A 20849-nucleotide genomic window follows, 5' to 3' on the forward strand; every position below is an offset into this window, starting at 1 on the left:
GGACTATGCAAGTCCGGATGGAAAAAGGATGCGAGTTTACACCCGTAATGCGTCCAACAGATCGGTTTCAAACTGTATCTGAGTGCGGGCGCCTTGCAGCGCAGCGCCATCAACGATAAATACGTCTTCAACGCGCTCGCCCAACGTCATGATTTTCGCGGTGTGCAGATTGATTTTGTATTTCGTCAGTACCTCGGCAATCGAATACAGCAAACCATTTTTGTCGTTCGCAGAGATCGACAATAAATAATACTGGCCTTTCTCGTCTGGTCGTAAATCGACCGTTGGAACGATAGGGAAGTTGCGTGACATGCGCGACAGTCGGCCGCGATTCGGCGGCGATAAAGGTGTTTGCTGCGCTAATGATTCGCTCAGTTCGTGTTCGATCAGATTAATGATGTCGCGATACTGATGCGCAAAGCTCGGTTCGCTGACCATGAAGGTGTCGAGCGCGTAACCATTTTTACAGGTATGGATTTTGGCATCGAGAATATCGAAATTCTTACTGTCGAAGTAATTGCAAATCCGTGCGAACAAATCCGGCTGATCTTTAACATAGACGGTAATCTGTAGGCCTTCGCCTATCGTCGATAAACGACATTTCACTACTGGTGTGCTGCTGTCAATTCTGTCGTACAACACTCTGGTTTGCCAGGCGATGTCAGATGCGTCATGCCTCAGAAAATAGCCGACGTCCAGTTGTTGCCAGAGTTTTTCATGTGCGTCTGGTGGAATGCCGACCAGTCGCAAGGCCTTCAGTGCTTCGTTCTGACGATTTTTTAATACGCTGTCTTTGGATGGTGCTTCGCCACCAAGAACGCGTAGAGTCATACGATAAAGGTCTTCCAAAAGCTTGGCTTTCCAGCCGTTCCATACTTTCGGGCTGGTGCCGCGGATATCGGAGACGGTCAGCAAATACAGCGCAGTCAGATGGCGCTCGTCTTTTACCAGTTTAGCGAAATTGAGCACGACATCGGGATCGGATAAATCCTGCTTTTGCGCGACTTGCGACATGGTCAGATGATTTTGCACCAGGAAGATCACTAGCTCCGTATTCGCGCGGTTCAGTCCGTGGTCGTAGCAAAATTTCTTCGCATCGGCCATTCCCAGTACGGAATGGTCGCCACCTCGACCTTTGGCAATGTCATGGAACAGCGCCGCAATATACAGCACCCATGGCTGATCGAAGTTGGCGATCAGTTGGCTACAGAATGGATATTCGTGGGCGTGCTCAGGCATCGTGTAGCGGCGCAGATTACGCACGACCATCAGAATGTGCTGATCCACGGTGTAGGCATGAAACAGATCGTGTTGCATCTGCCCGATAATCCGCCGGAAATTGGGCAGGTAACGACCGAGTATGCTCATCTGATTCATGCGACGCAGTGCATGCGTGATTCCCTGCGGTGCCTGCAATATCTGTAAAAAAAGTGAGCGGTTGAAGATGTTGTGCCTGAATTCAGCATCAATTAACAAGCGGGCATGCCATAACGCACGCGTTGTTCTCGCTGTCATGCCTTTCAGTTCACTATGGCGCGCCATCACGAGGAAAATTTCCAGTAACGCTGACGGATTGCTTTGGAAAGTATCATCAGAGGCAATATCGATGAAGCCATTGACCTCATTAAAGCGCTCATTGATAGGGCGGGGCACTGATGGCTGAGGAAACAAAACTGCTTCGATATTCTGCAGCAGTATCAGATTGAGCTGGGTAACCGCTTTGGCGGCCCAGTAATAGCGCTGCATCAGATATTCGCTGGCGCGTCGCGATTCCGTCGTTTTGAATCCGAATGATTCCGCAATCGGTGTCTGTATATCAAAAACGAGCCGGTCTTCACGGCGTCCCGCAGCGATGTGCAGGCGTGCGCGTATGTCTTTAAATGCGCGTTCATTCCGTTTGAGTTGATGCGCTTCGGTATCCGTAATCAAACCGCGCTGCGCCAGTTCACGCCAGGAGTTGCCGAGATTGGCTGCCCTGGCAACCCATAGAATGACTTGTAAGTCGCGCAGACCGCCCGGGCTTTCCTTGCAATTCGGTTCCAGACTGTATGGCGTGTCTTCGTATTTGACATGCCGCTGCCGGAGTTCCAGTAGTTTTTCCTGGAAAAATTTCTGCGGGTTCATTGCCTCTGCATAGCATTGCTGCAGCTTACGAAACAGGCTGCGACTGCCGCAGACCAGACGCGCCTCAAGTAAGCTCGTCTGTACGGTGATATCGGCTGCCGACTCCTCCAGGCATTCTTCTACCGTACGTATGCTGTGCCCGATATCAAGTCCGATATCCCAGAATAATTGCACCAGGCACTCAAGTTTGCTTTGTGTGTCGGCTGTCGGCGCTTTATCTAATAAGATCAGAACATCGACATCAGAATAAGGAAAAAGCTCGCCGCGACCATAACCACCGACGGCAACCAGTGAACATTCCTTGGGGATGTCGAAATGTTTCCAGATTTTTTCCAGCACATGATCCACACTGCGGCATAAACCCTTCAGTAACTGTTCCGCTTTGTGATTGTCATTAAACGCCTGTACTGCTGACGCTTGCGCTGACTTGATTTCTTCTTTAAATGCAAGTGCTGGTGAAAGCATTATTCCGGGTCGCCTTGTACGTTTAAACGAGTTGAATGTAGTCAGGAATCGGCGGATAGCCAGCCGACAAGGTCAGGACTTCATAACCGGTTTCGGTGACGAGCACCGTATGTTCCCATTGCGCAGATAAACTGCGGTCTTTGGTGCGGATAGTCCAGCCATCGCCCATGGCGCGAATCTCACGCCGACCGGCATTAATCATTGGTTCTACGGTGAAAATCATGCCCGCTTCCAGCTTTTCCATGGTCCCGGGTTTACCGTAATGCATCACCTGAGGTGCTTCGTGGAACACTTTGCCTATGCCATGTCCACAAAACTCGCGAACCACGCTGTAACCGGCTTTTTCAGCATGCTGCTGAATCACATGTCCGATGTCACCCAGATAGGCGCCAGGTTTAATTTTTGAAATGCCCAGCCACATGCATTCATAAGTGATCTGGTTCAGTCGTTTGCTTAAAATAGATGGTTCGCCCAGCAAAAACATGCGGCTGGTATCGCCATGGTAGCCGTTTTTAATGACGGTAATATCAAGATTGACTGAATCGCCGCTTTTTAAGACTTTATCGCCGGGAATGCCGTGACAGATCACGTCATTCACGGAGGTGCAGATGGCTTTTGGGTAGGGCGTGTAACCAGGTGGGCAATAGTTCAGCGGAGCCGGAATGGTGCCTTGCACATTCACCATATATTCGTGACAAAGGCGATCCAGTTCGCCGGTTGTTACACCAACCTGAACGAATGGGGTGATGTAATCAAGGACTTCTGATGCCAGTTTCCCGGCGACGCGCATACCAGCGATATCTTCCGCAGTTTTAATTGAAATGGATTCCATGTTGTTTCGTAGTAGGGCAGCGATATTGAAAATGACTGTATCGCTGCGTGAGAAAGTGCGATAAACAAGTGCTATCAGCAGGTAATCGATAATTATAGACGTGAAAAGTGCGCCTGTCGCAGTGAAGTCAACTTCATACTTGAGGAGAATCGCAATTTCATAGTAGAATAGATGGTTGGCTTGTAAATGAATGCAAATTTCTTATAGGTTAATTCATATTCTTATCAATCGAATCCGGTCGAAAAGGGTGTCTTTTCTGCTCTGGCAGAGAGATCACTGGCTGGATTCAAGACCTAACCCTGGAGTTTATTATGTCCGTAACAATGCGTGAAATGCTGGAAGCTGGCGTGCACTTTGGTCACCAAACACGTTTTTGGAATCCAAAAATGGCACCGTACATCTTCGGTCACCGCAACAAAATTCATATCGTTAACCTGGAAAAAACACTGGCTTTGTACCAGGAAGCGATGAAGCATATCCGTCAATTGTCTGCAAATCGCGGCACAATTCTGCTGGTTGGCACAAAACGCCAATCTCGTGAAATCATCGCGGCGGAAGCGCAACGCGCAGGTATGCCTTACGTTGATCAACGTTGGTTGGGCGGTATGCTGACTAACTTCAAAACAGTGAAAACATCGATCAAGCGCCTGAAAGAAATGGAAGCGGCTGTTGAAGATGGTTCCGTAGAGAAGTTGTCCAAAAAAGAAGCGCTGATGTTTGATCGTGAAATGATCAAACTGCAAAAATCTATCGGCGGTATCAAGGATATGGGCGGCGTTCCTGATGCAATTTTCGTGGTTGACGTTGGCTACCACAAAGGTGCAATTACTGAAGCAGCTAAACTCGGCATCCCTGTTATCGGTGTGGTCGATACTAACCACTCTCCTGAAGGTGTTGCTTACATCATTCCTGGTAATGATGACTCATCTAAGGCAATTGCTCTGTACGCCCGCGGTGTTGCTGATGCAATCCTGGAAGGCCGTGCAAACGCAGTAAATGAAGTTCTGGAAGCAGTAAAGCCAGGTTCTGACGAGTTTGTGGAAGTAGAATAAGCGTAATTTTTGTTCAGATAGAGAGTTTCGGGTGATTTATGCCCGGAACGCGAAAAATGGGGCAACAGTCGTTCGCCCCTTTTTTTAAAACAAAATTTGATGATCAGTGCTGAATAGCACTACCGATTTAGGAGAATGACATGGCAGCGATTACAGCAGCGATGGTTGGTGCTTTGCGCGCAAAGACAGATGCGCCAATGATGGAATGCAAAAAAGCTTTGACAGAAGCTGATGGTGATATGGATCGTGCAGAAGAGATTCTGCGTGTAAAACTGGGCAGCAAAGCATCTAAAGCTTCTTCCCGCGTTACTGCAGAAGGTGTGGTTGCTTCTTACATTTCCGGTAACGTCGGTGCTCTGATCGAAGTTAACTGCGAAACAGACTTCGTTACAAAAAATGATGACTTCATCGCATTGGCTAACACTTGCGCTAAGTTGATCGCTGAGCACAATCCAGCTGACGTAGCTGCTTTGGGCGCATTACCACTCGACGGCAAGACAGTAGAAGAAGTTCGTGCAGCGCTGGTTGGTAAAATCGGTGAAAACATGTCCTTCCGTCGTTTTTCACGTTTTGAAACGCCAGCGAAGCTGACTTCTTATCTGCACGGCACACGTATCGGTGTTGTTGTTGAATTTGAAGGCGCTGATGAACAAGTTGGTAAAGACGTAGCAATGCATATTGCTGCGATGAAACCAGTTGCTTTGTCGACAGAACAAGTACCTGCGGAATTGATCGAAAAAGAACGTTCAGTTGCTTCTCAGAAAGCAGCAGAATCTGGCAAGCCAGCGGATATCGTTGAAAAAATGGTAGAAGGTTCTGTACAGAAGTTCCTCAAAGAAGTTTCTTTGTTCAATCAACCTTTCGTTAAAAACGACAAGCAAACTGTGGAGCAAATGCTCAAATCAGTTGGTGCGAATGTGAAAGCATTCACGATGTTTGTTGTTGGTGAAGGCATCGAGAAAAAAGTGGATGATTTCGCGGCAGAAGTGGCAGCTCAAGTAGCTGCGGCAAAACAAGCGTAATCAGGCGTAATAAAAAAACGGGCCGAAAGGCCCGTTTTTTTAAGCTCAGAAAAGTAGGCTTAGGGTTATTTGGTTTGGATGTCACTTCAAATGTGAGTAAACCAAATGATTGCCTGTATTAATTTAATTTCTTAACTTTCCAGAAGGAGTCCTATCATGACAAAACCTGCTTACAAGCGCGTGCTCTTGAAGCTCTCTGGCGAAGCCCTCATGGGCGATGATTCATTTGGCATTAACCGTGCCACGATTGAACGTATGGTGGCGGATGTTGCAGAAATATCCCGCTTAGGTGTCGAGCTTGCTATCGTCATCGGTGGCGGCAATATATTCCGTGGCGTTGCTCCAGGTGCGCAAGGTATGGATCGTGCCACCGCCGATTATATGGGGATGCTTGCAACAGTAATGAATGCCTTGGCGTTAGCGGATGCGATGCGTCAGGCCGGGGTGACTGCGCGTGTCATGTCAGCAATCGCAATTGATCAGGTGGTCGAGCCTTATGTTCGCCCTAAAGCATTGCAATATCTGGAAGAAGGCAAGGTAATTGTGTTCGCGGCAGGTACTGGCAATCCCTTCTTTACTACCGATACTGCTGCTGCCTTACGCGGCTCTGAAATCGGTGCTGAAATCGTTTTGAAGGCGACGAAGGTTGATGGTGTCTATACTGCAGATCCGAAAAAAGATCCAACTGCGACACGTTTTTCCACTATTTCATTTGACGAAGCCATCTCACGTCATCTGCAGGTAATGGATGCAACCGCATTTGCACTTTGCCGCGATCAGAAATTGCCAATCAAAGTATTCTCTATTGTTAAGCCTGGTGCTTTAAAGAATGTCATTATGGGTGAAGACGAAGGCACACTTGTCCACGTATAATGCAGCGTTTTTGATTGACTGGTTTAATTTTGATAAGGGTCTTTTGCTTTTTAAAGACTGAGAATTGATGTACAGGAGGGCAGTATGAGCGTAGCAGACGTTAAAAAAAATAGTGACCAGAGAATGCAGAAGTCGATTGAGACTCTGAAAGCAGACTTGTCGAAAGTTCGTACAGGCCGTGCACATACAGGCATTCTGGATCACGTGATGGTTGATTACTATGGTTCCCCGACAAATATCACTCAGGTTGCTAACGTAACGCTGATTGACGCACGCACAATCGGTGTTCAGCCGTGGGAAAAGAAAATGCTGAGCACGATAGAAAAAGCAATTCGTGATTCCGATCTTGGTCTGAATCCATCAAGCCAGGGCGATATGATTCGTGTGCCAACACCACCATTGACAGAAGAACGTCGTAAAGAAATGGTGAAATTGGTGAAGACTGAAGGCGAGGGCGCAAAAATCGCTATTCGTAATATCCGTCGTGATGCCAATGAATCTTTAAAAAAAATGCTCAAGGAAAAAGAATGTTCTGAAGATGATGAGCGTCGTGCACAAGATGATATTCAAAAGCTGACAGACAAATTTGTTGCTGAAGTCGATAAGTTATTGGCTGAAAAAGAAAAAGAAGTGTTGACGGTTTAAGCCATTCACTCAGTCACATTTTCTAGTTTTTTTTGGCTCAGATTTTGAACAAGCTGTAAGTAAAACTACTTCTGACTCCTTTCTTTGTTGAGATTGGAGTTGGCGGTAGTTTTTTTTATGTGTCCTGAGGGCTTTATTTCTCAATTATCTGGTCTTTATGTGTCCGCTATTGCGGCGAGGGCAATTATGAATATGCCGGATAAAACCGTTTATACTCTGCCGCAGGGGCAAGAAACGATTGGTCGCCCATATTTTTGATTCAGTGCAGCACAACCTAATCAGACAGAGAGTCATTGATGTTGAAAACCCGCGTTATTACCGCGTTGATTTTGCTGGCCATTTTGTTGCCGGTTTTGTATTCAGGAAATTTCCTCGCTTTTTCGGCGATCGTGGTCGCCTTCTTTGGTGCTGCGATCTGGGAGTGTCAGCGTTTATTTAAAAAACCGCTGCCTTTGCTAATGGCGGCGGGGTGGGCTGCCTTCTTTGCTTATCTCTTATTTCATCTTGATAGCTTTTCTACGCCATTATTATTTGCCTTGTGTGTCGCCTTCTGGTTGTTGCGACTGGTGCCGTTGCTGGCCAAGGGCTTGCCGCCTGAATTCGGATTCTCAAATGGCATTCTGAGTACGCTGTACGGCATCGTTATTTTTGGATGCTTTATCGCGATTGCCGTGTTATTCAAGGTGTCGCCACTTTATCTGCTCTCCGTTATGGTGATCGTCTGGATCGCGGATATCGGCGCATATTTTTCAGGAAAAGCATTTGGGAAACACAAGCTCGCACCATCTATTTCTCCCGGAAAATCCTGGGAAGGGGCTATTGGCGGCGGCGTGGCGGTACTCTTGTTGTCTGCAGGCTCTGTTTATATTCCGGCACTGCAAGACACATTCGCGGTACAGATTTTTCTGCGCAAAGGCTGGTTAGTTTTTTTCTGTGTGATGAGTTTGCTTTGCGCCGCAAGTGTTGTCGGCGATTTATTTGAATCCATGTTGAAGCGACGGGTTGGCATGAAAGACAGTAGCAATCTCTTACCTGGCCATGGCGGCGTACTCGATAGAATTGATGCATTGATTCCCGTGTTGCCGCTGGCTGTTCTTCTGGATTTATGGCGTTAATAGTATGAGTTTACAGCGTATTTGTATTTTAGGATCCACGGGATCTATCGGTGTTTCCACTCTGGATGTGATTGCCAGACACCCGGATCGTTATCAGGTATTTGCATTGACGGCGCATACGCAGATAGAAAAACTCGCAGCCCAATGTTCCCAATTTCAGCCGCAAGTTGTTGTTGTGGGTTCTGCCGATGCAGCAGATGCATTACGGCATTTGCTCGCAGAAAAAAATTTAAGCCAGATACAAATCCAATACGGGCCTGAAGCTTTGTGTGAGGTGGCGTCGTCACCGGAGTGCAACAGTGTGATGGCGGCGATTGTCGGTGCGGCTGGTTTGCCGGCTTCGCTGGCTGCCGCGCGTGCCGGTAAAAAAGTCATGCTCGCAAATAAGGAAGCGCTGGTGATGTCCGGCAACCTGTTTATGGATGCGATCAGGAAAAGCGGAGCGGCTCTGTTGCCGATTGATAGCGAACACAATGCGATATTCCAGTGCTTACCGCGGCATTACGATGGTCAGGCTGAACAACATGGCGTCAGCAAAATCCTGTTGACCGCATCAGGCGGACCGTTTTTGCATCGCGATATTGCGACTCTGACTGACGTCACGCCAGAACAGGCAATCGCGCATCCAAACTGGGTGATGGGGAGAAAAATCTCTATCGATTCAGCGACCATGATGAACAAAGGCTTGGAAGTCATTGAGGCGCACTGGCTGTTTTCGGCGCCTGCGGATATGATCGAAGTCGTGATTCATCCGCAAAGCGTCATTCACTCCATGGTCTCTTATAACGACGGCTCTGTGCTGGCGCAACTAGGAAACCCGGATATGCGTACTCCTATTGCCTACGGATTAGCCTATCCCGAACGCATCGCCTCTGGCGTATCACCGTTAGATCTTGTAAAAGTCTCCAAGCTCAATTTTGAGGCGCCGGATTTTGCGCGCTTTCCCTGCTTGTCGCTCGCGTATCAGGCACTGAAAACAGGTGGCTCTGCACCGACGATATTGAACGCAAGTAATGAGATTGCTGTCCAAGCATTTTTAGACGGAAAAATCGGTTTCCGCGCGATAGATCAACTGATCGCAGCATGCATGGATAAAATCGCTGTCACCCCAGTGACTGATCTTGACGGTATTCTGGCGGTCGATGCAGAAGCGCGTGCGGTTGCCCAAACGATAGTGATGCAATGAAATTGATTCAGACTATTCTCGCATTTATTGTCACACTCGGCACACTGGTGACGATACATGAGCTGGGGCACTACATGGCCGCACGTTTGTGTGGCGTCAAAGTATTGCGTTTCTCTGTCGGTATGGGGCGTGTAATTTTCTCCCGTAAGCTCGGTAAAGATCAGACCGAATGGGCGATATCACTGCTTCCGTTGGGTGGTTATGTAAAGATGCTGGATTCCCGCGAGCAGGACGTGGCGGAAATTCCTCCTGAAGACTTGCCAAGGGAATTTTGCCGCCAATCTGTCTGGAAGCGTATCGTCATTGTTGCCGCCGGCCCTGTGGCGAATTTTATTCTGGCGATCATTTTGTATTCAGCGTTGTTTGTCTACGGAATACCTGAGCCGGTCGCAAAAATTCGCGTTCCATCCGCCACTTCAGTTGCTTATCAATCTGGCTTACGTCACGGCGATGTGATTTCCGACATCAACGGAAAAGCGATACAGAGTTGGAGCGAAGTGCACTGGGAATTAATGCAGCGTGCACTGGAAAAAAATAATGCTGAAATTTCTGTTGTTCGTGCTTTCACTGATCAGCCGGATCAGCAAGTCCGGCGCGTCATCGAATTGCCGCTCAAGCAACTGAATAGTCTGGATCTTGAGGGTGACTTTATGTCGCAGCTTGGATTTTCCTTGGCGCGTCCGCCTGCAATACTCGGTGACATCCTGCCAGATGGTCCGGCCAGTCTCGCCGGACTGAAAAAGGGTGACCAGATATTGAGCATTAATAATGAGCCTGTGCTCGATGGTCTGGCATTCACGGAAAAGGTCAATGCTTCTGCCGGGCAGCGCCTGACTCTGCATATCAAGCGCAACAATGATGAAATTGATGTCGTAGCCACGCCAGTTGCTGATGAGGTAAATGGAACAAAAATCGGGCGTTTAAAAATTCAGATGATGCTGGCACCAGAAATGACAGTTGTGCAGACAAGTCTGATTGCATCGATAGGAAAGAGTGTACAAAAAACCTGGGATACCAGCATCGTTAGCATCAAAATGCTGTGGAAAATGGTCGTCGGAGAGGTTTCTTTGAAAAACATTACCGGCCCGCTGACCATTGCTGATTATGCCGGCCAGACATCAAGAATTGGACTGATCAGTTATCTCAGCTTTATGGCACTCATTAGTATCAGCCTCGGAGTCATGAATTTGCTGCCTATTCCTGTGCTAGACGGCGGCCATTTGTTGTATTATTCGCTGGAAGTTTTGACGGGCAAGCCAGTGTCTGAACGCTTTGCTGAAATTGCACAACGTGCCGGAGTAGCATTGCTGATGGCAATCATGGCAGTTGCATTTTTTAATGATATAGCCCGACTAATGTCATAATAGTCAGCTTGATGATAAAAAACTCAATTCTGATCGCCATATTGAGAGTATTGAAAGAACTTTATACCCAATGAAATTACATATCGAGCATTTCACTTTGCCAAAATTTCGTCTTCATTCTATGGCTCTGGCCGCGCTCGCTGTATGTTCCGGCAGCGCATTCGCGATACAACCTTTCACAGTAAAAGATATTCGCGTTGAAGGTTTGCAAAGAACAGAAGCAGGTACGGTATTCAGCTATCTGCCAGTTAAAGTCGGTGAAGTGTTTGATGACGCTAAAAGTACGACTGCGATCAAATCTTTATATGCGACCGGTTTTTTTAAAGATATTCAAATCGAAGAGCAAGACGGCGTGTTGGTCGTTTTGCTTGATGAACGTCCGACCATTGCAGGCGTTGAATTCACAGGGACAAAAGAATTTGAAAAAGATGCCCTGGTAAAAGCGTTGAAAGATATTGGCATCGGCGAAACGCGGATTTTTGATAAAGCAACGGTTGACCGTGCCGAGCAAGAATTAAAGCGCCAGTATTTGTCGAAAGGCTTATACGGCATGCAAATTACGACCACGATTACGCCAATCGAACGAAATCGCGTTAAAGTGACTTTTGCGGTAGATGAAGGTGAGATCGCCAAGATCGCACAAATTAAAATCATCGGCAATAAAGCGTTTTCAGATGGCGAATTAAGAGACCTGATGGCATTGAATACGCCGACATGGTTCTCGTGGTACACCAAAGCCGATCAGTACTCCAAACAAAAATTGTCCGGCGATATCGAAACCTTACGTTCGTTCTATCAGAATCGCGGCTATCTTGAGATGCAGATACTCTCGACGCAGATTTCGATTACTCCCGATAAAAAAGATATTTACATCACGATCAACCTGACCGAAGGTGATAAATATACTATTTCCAATATCAAGCTCGAAGGTGACATGTTCGGGCGCGAAGATGAACTCGCTTCGCTGATGTTACTCAAAAAGGGCGACATTTATAATGCGGCGCGTCTGACAGAAAGCACTAAACGGATTTCCGAACGTATGGGGAACTTCGGTTACGCATTTGCGAACGTAAATGCAAACCCGATTCTGGATAAGGAAAAGAAAGAAGTTGCCTTCACCGTTTTTGTTGATGGTGGCAAGCGTGTCTATGTTCGCCGTATTAACCTTGCCGGTAACACGCGGACACGTGACGAGGTTATTCGTCGTGAGTTCCGTCAGTTTGAAAGCTCCTGGTACGACGGCGAGAAAATTAAAGCCTCACGTGACCGTGTTGAACGCCTCGGTTATTTTGGCGACGTCAAATTGGAAACGCCGGAAGTGGCAACCAGTGCGGATCAGGTCGATGTGAATTTGTCTGTGACTGAAAAACCAACCGGCAATCTGACATTCGGCGCAGGTTATTCCAGCGCAGAAAAACTGACGTTGTCCGGTGCAATTCAACAGGCCAACGTTTTTGGTAGCGGTGACACGATAGGTTTAGAAATTAATACCAGCCGACAATATCGTACCGTAGCTGTTTCGCATCTGGATCCATACTTTACTGATGATGGTATCAGTCGTAGTGTGGATGCGTATATGAGAACAACGAACCCGTTGATTGGTAGCGCGTATTACTACAAAATTCAGACAACTGGCGGTAATTTACGCTTTGGTGTTCCATTCTCTGAAGTCGATACCGTATTTTTTGGCATGGGCTTTGAGCGAACGAAGGTTGAAACAGACTTCACCAGTCCGAATACATATAAAAAATATGTTGCTAATTACGGAAATGGCACCAAGGATCAGACTGCCCTTGACTATGGCGTTGGAACCGCGACGACGAATTCTTTCCCGTTGACGATTGCATGGCAGAGAGATAGTCGCGATAGCGTACTGACACCGACGATTGGACGTTATCAGCGCGCCAATCTGGAAGTTGCTGCGATCGGTAATTTTAAATACTATCGTGCCATTTATAATGCGCAGTATTTCAAACCGATTTACCGCTCTGTGACACTGGCACTGAATGGGGAATTTGACTACGGTCACGGCTTGGGTGGAAACCCTTATCCGGTATTTAAAAACTTCTATGCTGGCGGTATTGGTTCAGTGCGGGGTTATGAACCTTCATCCTTGGGAACCAAAGATGCAAGTAATAACTCCACTGGTGGTGCCAGCCGCTTGCTGGGTAATGTAGAATTGCAGATTCCATTCCCTGGTGCGGATAAGTCCCTGCGCTGGTTTACGTTCATCGACGGTGGCCAGGTATTTGATGAAGGTCAAAAAATGCGCACGAGTGATTTGCGCTTCGGTGCGGGTATCGGTATAAGCTGGATATCTCCGGTGGGTCCTTTGAAACTTAGCTTTGGCCGCGCTTTAAATGCGAAACCGGATGATAAGAAACAAGCCTTCCAGTTCCAGATGGGTACAGGTTTCTAATTTAGATTTACATAAGTTTGTGTTACGGAGATTATTTTGAGTCAACATATTACCCCGTCCAAATTGTTCCAACGCTTGATGATTTGTGCGGCTTGCTTCGTCGGCGTTGCTCAAGTTCATGCGCAGGATTCCAGGGTCGCCATTTTTGATTCGCAGCGGGTGATACGTGAATCGGCACCAGCGAAAGCCGCGGAAGCCAAGATAGAGCAAGAGTTTTCCAAGCGCGGTAAAGATCTGCAAGATCTGGCGACGAAAATTAAGGCAATGGCGGACAGACTGGATAAAGACTCTGCAGTTTTATCTGAGTCCGACCGTATCAAACGCCAACGTGAGCTGACCGATCTGGATCAGGACTTCAAGCGCAAACAGCGTATTTTTAATGAAGATCTGAATCAGCGTAAGAACGAAGAGATTGCCTCTTTAGTTGATCGTGCCTACAAAGTCGTCAAGCAAATCGCCGAAGCAGAAAAATATGACATCGTTTTACAAGACGCTGTTTTTTACAATCCACGCGTTGACATAACCGATAAGGTTCTCAAAGCGCTCGCCAAATAAGTTATGACCACCACGAGCACTCGGCTGGGGGAATTGGTCGATCGCTTCGGTGGTCAATTAATTGGTTCTCCAGATATCGTTGTGGTTGGTATCGCTCCGCTGAGTGATGCCAATCATACGCATATCACGTTTCTTTCCAATTCCAAATTCAGGCAGCAAGCTGCAGCGACCAACGCGGCAGCTTTGATTGTGACTGAAGCAGATCATGCTCAGATCGCAGCAGACTATAAGGGCGCGTGCATTATTACCGCTAACCCTTATGTTTATTTTGCCCGCGCTGCGCAGTATTTTGCTTCGTTGACAGCGATTCTGCCAGTGTTAGGAATACATCCAAGCGCCTGGGTCAGTCCACATGCGCTTATTTCGCCCACCGCCAGTATCGGCCCGCATGTCAGCATCGACGCTGAGGCAATTATTGGCGACGCCGTTGTGATTGAGGCCGGTACCAGTATCGGTCGTGGCGTCACGATCGGTGATGGCTCCTTAATTCATGCCAATGTCAGTATTTATGATTATTGCGTGATAGGGCAACGCGCGATTATCCATTCGGGTGCGGTGATAGGTGCCGATGGTTTTGGTTTTGCGAATGAGCGTGGCGCCTGGATCAAAATTCCACAAACCGGCCGGGTATTGATTGGCGATGACGTCGAAATTGGTGCCAACACCAGCATTGATCGTGGTGCGCTGGCCGACACCATCATAGAAAATGGCGTCAAACTGGATAACCAGATTCAGATCGGTCACAACTGCCACATCGGTGAACACACTGCAATGGCAGGTTGTGTCGGTGTCGCCGGCAGCGCGAAAATTGGTAAGCATTGCACCTTTGGTGGTGCAGCGATGGTGCTGGGACATTTAACGATTGTCGATAACGTCCATATCTCTTCCGGCAGTATGGTATCCCGCTCAATTATGGAACCAGGACAATATACTGGTTTCTATCCATTGGCAAAGAATGCAGACTGGGAAAAAACGGCGGCGATTGTCCGCAATCTTTCCGGTATGCGCGAAAAAATTCGCCAACTTGAAAAAACAATTAAAACATTGACTGAGAAATCATCATGAACACACTGAACATTAACGAAATCAAAGAATATCTGCCGCATCGCTATCCAATGTTATTGGTCGATCGCGTATTGGATTGGGAACTCGGCAAGAGCATTACTGCGATCAAAAATGTGACAGCAAATGAGGAATTTTTTAACGGTCACTTCCCGAACAAACCAGTCATGCCTGGCGTTCTGATGATAGAAGCCCTCGCACAAACCGCAGCGATATTGTCATTTCTGACGATGGGTCAGAAGCCCGACGAAAAAACCATTGTGTATTTCCTCGGTATCGACGGTGCGCGTTTTAAACGTCCGGTTGAACCCGGTGATCAGTTGAAAATGGAAGTGGAAATTCTGAAAGTGGCGCGCGGCATCTGGAAATATAAAGCCAAAGGTACGGTTGATGGTCAGCTAGCACTTGAAGGCGAGCTGATGTGCACCATGCGTACGACTGACGACGCAACGGAGAAATAATGGCTATTCATCCAACAGCGCTGGTTGATCCCAAGGCAAACCTTGACAGCACAGTTGAGGTTGGTGCATACGCTATTATTGGCCCCCATGTCAGTATTGGTGCGGGGACAAAAATCGCTGCACATGTGGTGATCGATGGACATACAACGATAGGCAAAGATAATCACTTTCACTCGTTTTCATCTATCGGTGGTCCACCGCAAGACAAGAAATATGCGGGGGAAGTCACTTATCTTGAAATCGGTGACCGCAATCTGATTCGTGAGTTCTGCACATTCAATTGCGGAACAGTGCAGGATAGAGGTATTACCAGAGTCGGCAGCGATAACTGGTTCCTTGCCTATGTGCATATCGCGCATGACTGCACGGTCGGTAATCACACTATTTTCTCAAATAACGCCGCACTGGCAGGTCACGTTGAAATCGGTGACTGGGTCATCATGAGCGGTTTTTCTGCAGTTCACCAGTTTTGCAAAATCGGACCGCACGCATTCGTTGGTATGAATACCAGCCTGACGCAGGATGTACCGCCATTTGTCCTGTTGTCCGGTAATCCGGCACAAGCGCACGGCGTTAATCTCGAAGGACTGAAGCGCCGAGGTTTCAGTCGCGATCAGCTCAATGCAATCCGCCAATCATACAAGCTGATTTATAAATCCGGGCTGACGCTGGAAGAATCTAAAGCAGCACTGGATGAGCAAATGTTGAGCCTTGGTGCAGATGCGGCAGCACAGGTAAAACTGATGCGCGATTTTCTTGATGCCTCAACGCGTGGCATCGTGCGCTAAGGAACACTGTGTCACTTTCAGCAGCATCACGTCCTATCATCTCTATGGTCGCCGGGGAAACCTCCGGTGACATGCTGGCTGCCCGCTTATTATCTGGTTTGCGGCCGCGCTTACCTGATGCGCTGATGCATGGCATCGGTGGGCCGCGTATGGCAGAGCAGGGCTTTGTCAACGACTGGCCGATGGATAAGCTGTCAGTACGCGGTTTGTTTGAAGTGCTGATGCACTATCGTGAAATCAGCGGCATACGTAAAAATCTGAAGCAGCAGTTACTCGCAGAAAAGCCTGATGTTTTCATTGGTGTGGATGCGCCTGACTTTAATCTGGATCTCGAAATCCAGTTAAAGCAAGCAGGTATTCCCACGATTCATTACATCGGTCCGTCGATCTGGGCATGGCGTGGTGGCCGCATTAAGAAAATTGCCGAAGCGGTATCTCACATGCTGGTAATTTTTCCGTTTGAAGAGCAGATTTATCGCGATGCAGGCATTCCTGTGACGTATGTCGGGCATCCGCTGGCTCAGGTCATTCCTATGGAAATTGATACTGCCGCGGCACGTGAAGAGCTTGGTCTGGATCCTCGATTTAAGGTCGTCGCCATTCTGCCAGGTAGCCGTATTTCTGAAATTAAATACAACACCGAAGCATTTATCGGCGCTGCCAAAATACTGATACAACGCGATCCGAATTTACAGATCGTGGTGCCGATGGCGGGTAATAAACAGCGCAGTTATTACATCAAACTGGTGGTCGCCGCGCGCCTGGAAGGTGTGCCGATTTTATTGATTGATGGCCGCTCGCATACGGCAATTGCAGCTGCGGATGCGGTACTGGTCGCCTCGGGCACAGCGTCTTTGGAAGTCGCCTTATTCAAGAAGCCGATGGTGATCGCATACAAAATGATGGAAGCATCATGGCAGATACTGAAGCACATGGGCTGTCAGCCCTGGGTTGGTTTGCCGAATATACTGGAAAAAGAATTTGTGGTTCCCGAGTTTCTGCAATCTGCCGCCACGCCGGAAGCGATGGCAGATGCGATCTGGCAGCAACTCAATGACGACAACATGCAAAAGAATCTGAAAGACAGATTCACCGCGATGCATCACAGTTTATTGCGGGATACTGCCAATATCTCGGCACAAGCAGTATTAGACGTGATCGCACGCCGCTGAAAGCGGCTATCTCTTGCTGACACCGCCTGATCAGGCATTTACTGAAACTATTAATTATGTACGTCGATTCTCATTGCCATATCAATTTTCCTGAACTCGCTGCGCGTATGCCGGAAATCATGCAAAAAATGGCGGATAACGGCGTTACTCATGCGCTGTGTGTGTCTGTGGATTTGCCCGATTTCCCGCAAGTGCTGGCCTTGGCGGAGCAATATCCGCATATTTATGCGTCGGTCGGCGTGCATCCTGATTACGAAGATACGCCGGAGCCGAGCGCGGAGCAGTTGGTCGAACTGGCACAACGTCCACGCATCATCGCCATCGGCGAAACCGGGCTGGATTATTTCCGCTTAAAAGGTGACCTCGAATGGCAGCGTGAACGTTTTCGTCAACACATCCGCGCCTCGCGACTGAGTCGCAAGCCTTTGATTATTCATACCAGAGCCGCAGCAGAAGACACGATACGCATTCTGCGTGAAGAGGGCGCTGGCGTCGCAGATGGTGGCGTTGCCGGTGTGATGCACTGCTTTACCGAATCACTGGAAGTCGCTCTGGCGGCAATAGAAATGGGCTTTTATATTTCTTTCTCCGGCATTCTGACTTTCAAAAGTGCCAAAGATTTACAAGCAGTCGCCAAAGCCCTGCCGCTGGATCGCATACTGATAGAAACCGATTCACCTTATCTGGCACCGATGCCGCATCGTGGAAAAATGAACGAGCCAGGCTTTGTGCGACATGTAGGGGAATTTCTGGCTGATCTCAAAGGTGTTTCCGTTACAGAAGTGCAGGAAACCACCACGAAAAATTTCTTCAAGCTGTTTCAGTTTGCTCATTGAGGTTCGCCATGCGCTTAACGCCTGCTGCATTACTGCTTGCTCTTGTTTGTCTGTTGCCGGTTGCAGCAAAAGCCGATGCTTATGCGGATTTTGTTTTTGCTGTGAAATTCAATGATGCGCCTGCAGTTCAGGAATTTTTACAGCGCGGCATGGATGTCAACTCGGTAGAAGAATATCGCGGCGAATCAATGCTCATGACCGCACTCCGAAACAATGCCATGCGTGTCGTCGATGTTTTGCTGCAAGTACCGGATCTGAAAATCAATGCCCGCGCAAAAAATGGCGATACCGCGCTGATGGTTGCCAGTTTTCTCGGGAATGCTGACGCGATCAGAAAAATCATTGCGCACGGCGCCGAAGTTAATCAGCCGGGCTGGACGGCGCTGCATTACGCAGCGGCGAATGGCAGTGTCGAAGCGATCGCTTTATTACTCGAACATCACGCCTACATCGATACCGAATCACCAAACAAAACAACGCCACTGATGATGGCAACCCGTTTTGGCAAACTCGATGCCGCCAGATTGTTGATAGTCGAAGGCGCTGATCTCACATTGAAAAATGATCTCGGCATGACAGCGCTTGATTTTGCTAAAGAAAGCCAGCATGGCGATCTGACCGAGCTTTTACAGCAATCGCTCGCTGCGCAGAAAAAGTAAATCTACATCGCTGATTTTTTGTTTCGTATTGTTCTGATTGCAGTGCAGCATATTGTTTATTCACGAAGCTCTGTGTTAAAGTTCGGACTTCTTAATTTTGGAGTTAATTCTGTGGACAGTTATAGTTGTCGATCCCCGATCGAGCTTAACCTGGCAATGTAAGCACAGATACTCTGCTGCTACCTTGCCATCTGGCGGGTAGTAGTTTCTTCAGCGGTTTTCTTCCGTATTTCGCTGCACTCCTACTTACCCAATTCGTTTTTTCTGTCATCCGTTGTGGTCGCGTAGTTTCGCTTGCCACCGCTGCGGAGTAGAATGCATCTGTCTATGCTGCTGGCACGATTGTCAGCAACAGGGGAGGTAGTTTGTTGCGCATCACCTTATTTCGTCAGGCTTATCTGACATCCTCTTTTTTTGCGTATGTCCTGTTATCCGGAGGTACGCATGTTTGAATTATTCAGACTTCGTTCACACGAAGACGCATTGGATAGCAGCGGCCCGAATCGTTGGGACTGGGCTTTATTACCGCTGATTCTCGCCCTGTTAAGCATATTTGCGTTTGCAGCAATGCAGATGAGCAGGCCGTTCTCGGTTGGTGAAGCCTTGCAGGTATCGCTTGATCCGTTTTATCTGCCTTACTATCTGCTGCGCACGATCTTGCGCATGTTTACGGCACTCGCATTTTCTCTGTTATTCAGCCTGATTTTTGCGGCGATTGCGGTCAAATACATCACCGCTGAAAAAGTCATGATTCCGGCGCTCGATATTCTGCAATCGGTGCCGATTCTGGGTTTTCAGGCGATTGCCATTGCGCCGTTTATTGCGCTGTTCCCCGGTAATTTACTTGGGGTTGAATGCGCGGCGATTTTTGCGATCTTTACCTCGCAGGCGTGGAATATGGCGTTCAGCTTGTATCAGTCCATGCGCAATGTACCGGCAGAATTACAGGAAGCTGCACACATTTTCAGGCTATCGAGCTGGCAGCGGTTCTGGCGATTGGAATTACCATTTGCGATGCCCGGCTTGTTGTGGAATATGATGATGTCGATGTCAGGAGGCTGGTTTTTTCTGGTCGCTGCCGAAGCGATTTCTGTCGCTGGCCAGGACATTAAATTACCCGGCATCGGTTCTTACATCGCAGTGGCGATTGAGGCCAAAGACGGCCATGCGATTGCCTGGGCCATCGCAGCCATGCTGAGCGGCATACTGCTGTACGACCAGTTGTTTTTCCGCCCCTTGCTCGCGTGGGCAGACAAGTTTCGTTTTGAAGAATCGCAAGGCGATACCGCGCAACAATCCTGGCTGCTGGATTGGATGCGTAATAGCCGCTGGGTGCGCACCTGGACTGAGCAATTCTGGTCCCTGATGAGCCATGCGCTGTCGTGGTTCAGTGTCAGTTACGACGGCACATCAACCCGCGCCGCCAAGAAAACGATCAGCCCGCTGTGGTCACGTGTTTTTGATGGTGTGCTGATTGTCGTGACCATGCTGGCGATTTACCGGCTGGTGACGTTCATACACAGCGATGTCGGCTGGAGCGAAGTGGCGCACGTCGCCGGGCTGGGTATAATCACGCTGATCCGCGTCATGCTACTGATTGCGCTGGCTTCGCTGGTGTGGGTGCCGATTGCGGTGTGGATAGGTTTGCGCCCGCAGTATTCGCAAAAAGTGCAGGCAGTGGCGCAGTTTCTGGCGGCGTTTCCGGTCAATCTGATGTTTCCGCTGGTGGTGCTGGCGATGGTGTCGCTGCATCTGACGCCAAATATCTGGCTCAGCCCCTTAATGGTTTTCGGTACGCAGTGGTACATCCTGTTTAACGTTGTTGCCGGTGCGGCGACGATACCGAATGAATTGCGTCTGGCGGCAGATAATCTGGGTCTCAAAGGCTGGCTGAAATGGAAGCGCGTTTATCTGCCTGCGATTTTCCCCAGCTATATCACCGGTGCGATCACCGCCAGCGGCGGCTCGTGGAATGCCAGTATCGTTGCGGAATATGTCACCTGGGGTAAAACCACGCTGATTGCTGATGGGCTGGGCAGTTACATCAAGCAAATGACCGAAGCAGGGGACTTTCACCGCATCGCGCTCGGTATTGGTGTGATGTGTATTTTTGTGATGCTGCTAAACCGGTTTTTCTGGCGCAAATTGTATTTGCTGGCCGAAGACCATATCCGCTGATCTGCTTAGCGCGCATCACTATCTGCACATACTGCTCACAC

At 48.4% G+C, this 20849-nt stretch carries 18 protein-coding genes; 16 read left to right on the forward strand and 2 right to left on the reverse strand.

Translation table 11 applies throughout. The features are described 5' to 3' along the window. Positions 1–36: 36 nt before the first annotated feature. A complete protein-coding gene (locus tag KDM87_RS05800; protein WP_212678199.1) occupies positions 37–2589 on the reverse strand; it encodes a [protein-PII] uridylyltransferase in 2553 nt (850 codons plus the stop codon). Positions 2590–2611: 22 nt separating this feature from the next. Next, positions 2612–3421, reverse strand: a complete 810-nt coding sequence (map, locus tag KDM87_RS05805; RefSeq protein ID WP_212678200.1) for a type I methionyl aminopeptidase — start codon at positions 3419–3421, stop codon at positions 2612–2614. 311 nt (positions 3422–3732) lie between these two features. Between map and rpsB the strand changes: the two genes are divergently transcribed. The 16 genes from rpsB (at position 3733) to KDM87_RS05885 (ending at position 20808) form a co-directional block, all read left to right on the forward strand. Continuing rightward, a complete protein-coding gene (gene rpsB / locus KDM87_RS05810; protein ID WP_212678201.1) occupies positions 3733–4473 on the forward strand; it encodes a 30S ribosomal protein S2 in 741 nt (246 codons plus the stop codon). Positions 4474–4613: 140 nt separating this feature from the next. Then, positions 4614–5495 (forward strand): translation elongation factor Ts, encoded by an 882-nt coding sequence (gene tsf / locus KDM87_RS05815; RefSeq protein ID WP_212678202.1) that lies wholly within the window; start codon positions 4614–4616, stop codon positions 5493–5495. A gap of 156 nt (positions 5496–5651) precedes the next feature. Beyond that, positions 5652–6368 (forward strand): UMP kinase, encoded by a 717-nt coding sequence (gene pyrH, locus KDM87_RS05820; RefSeq protein WP_186885347.1) that lies wholly within the window; start codon positions 5652–5654, stop codon positions 6366–6368. An 84-nt stretch (positions 6369–6452) separates the two neighbouring features. Further along, entirely contained in the window at positions 6453–7013 is a 561-nt protein-coding gene (frr, locus tag KDM87_RS05825) for a ribosome recycling factor (protein WP_186885346.1), read from the forward strand. A gap of 296 nt (positions 7014–7309) precedes the next feature. Continuing rightward, entirely contained in the window at positions 7310–8128 is an 819-nt protein-coding gene (locus tag KDM87_RS05830) for a phosphatidate cytidylyltransferase (RefSeq protein ID WP_212678203.1), read from the forward strand. Between the two features lie 4 nt (positions 8129–8132). Continuing rightward, positions 8133–9314, forward strand: coding sequence for a 1-deoxy-D-xylulose-5-phosphate reductoisomerase (gene ispC / locus KDM87_RS05835; protein WP_212678204.1), 1182 nt, complete (start codon positions 8133–8135; stop codon positions 9312–9314). Next, positions 9311–10678 carry an RIP metalloprotease RseP gene (gene rseP / locus KDM87_RS05840; RefSeq protein WP_212678205.1) on the forward strand — a complete coding sequence of 456 codons (1368 nt, stop codon included), beginning with the start codon at positions 9311–9313 and terminating at the stop codon, positions 10676–10678. Before ispC ends, rseP begins: the two co-directional genes overlap by 4 nt. A gap of 70 nt (positions 10679–10748) precedes the next feature. Continuing rightward, positions 10749–13097 (forward strand): outer membrane protein assembly factor BamA, encoded by a 2349-nt coding sequence (gene bamA / locus KDM87_RS05845; protein ID WP_212678206.1) that lies wholly within the window; start codon positions 10749–10751, stop codon positions 13095–13097. 78 nt (positions 13098–13175) lie between these two features. After that, positions 13176–13652 carry an OmpH/Skp family outer membrane protein gene (locus KDM87_RS05850; RefSeq protein ID WP_212678677.1) on the forward strand — a complete coding sequence of 159 codons (477 nt, stop codon included), beginning with the start codon at positions 13176–13178 and terminating at the stop codon, positions 13650–13652. A gap of 3 nt (positions 13653–13655) precedes the next feature. Further along, entirely contained in the window at positions 13656–14717 is a 1062-nt protein-coding gene (gene lpxD, locus KDM87_RS05855) for a UDP-3-O-(3-hydroxymyristoyl)glucosamine N-acyltransferase (protein WP_212678207.1), read from the forward strand. After that, a complete protein-coding gene (gene fabZ, locus KDM87_RS05860) occupies positions 14714–15175 on the forward strand; it encodes a 3-hydroxyacyl-ACP dehydratase FabZ (RefSeq protein ID WP_186885340.1) in 462 nt (153 codons plus the stop codon). The genes lpxD and fabZ overlap by 4 nt, the downstream gene beginning before the upstream one ends. Further along, complete coding sequence (lpxA, locus tag KDM87_RS05865) at positions 15172–15963, forward strand: acyl-ACP--UDP-N-acetylglucosamine O-acyltransferase (RefSeq protein WP_212678678.1); 792 nt, start codon at positions 15172–15174, stop codon at positions 15961–15963. The genes fabZ and lpxA overlap by 4 nt, the downstream gene beginning before the upstream one ends. 8 nt (positions 15964–15971) lie before the next feature. Then, positions 15972–17135, forward strand: a complete 1164-nt coding sequence (gene lpxB, locus KDM87_RS05870; protein ID WP_329604901.1) for a lipid-A-disaccharide synthase — start codon at positions 15972–15974, stop codon at positions 17133–17135. Between the two features lie 56 nt (positions 17136–17191). Beyond that, complete coding sequence (locus KDM87_RS05875) at positions 17192–17971, forward strand: TatD family hydrolase (RefSeq protein ID WP_212678208.1); 780 nt, start codon at positions 17192–17194, stop codon at positions 17969–17971. Positions 17972–17979: 8 nt separating this feature from the next. Further along, positions 17980–18630 (forward strand): ankyrin repeat domain-containing protein, encoded by a 651-nt coding sequence (locus KDM87_RS05880; protein WP_212678209.1) that lies wholly within the window; start codon positions 17980–17982, stop codon positions 18628–18630. 444 nt (positions 18631–19074) lie between these two features. Further along, positions 19075–20808 (forward strand): ABC transporter permease, encoded by a 1734-nt coding sequence (locus tag KDM87_RS05885; protein ID WP_212678210.1) that lies wholly within the window; start codon positions 19075–19077, stop codon positions 20806–20808. Positions 20809–20849 lie beyond the last annotated feature (41 nt).

It is taken from the genome of Cognatundibacterium rivi, assembly GCF_018139565.1.
GTDB lineage: Bacteria > Pseudomonadota > Gammaproteobacteria > Burkholderiales > Burkholderiaceae_D > Undibacterium > Undibacterium rivi.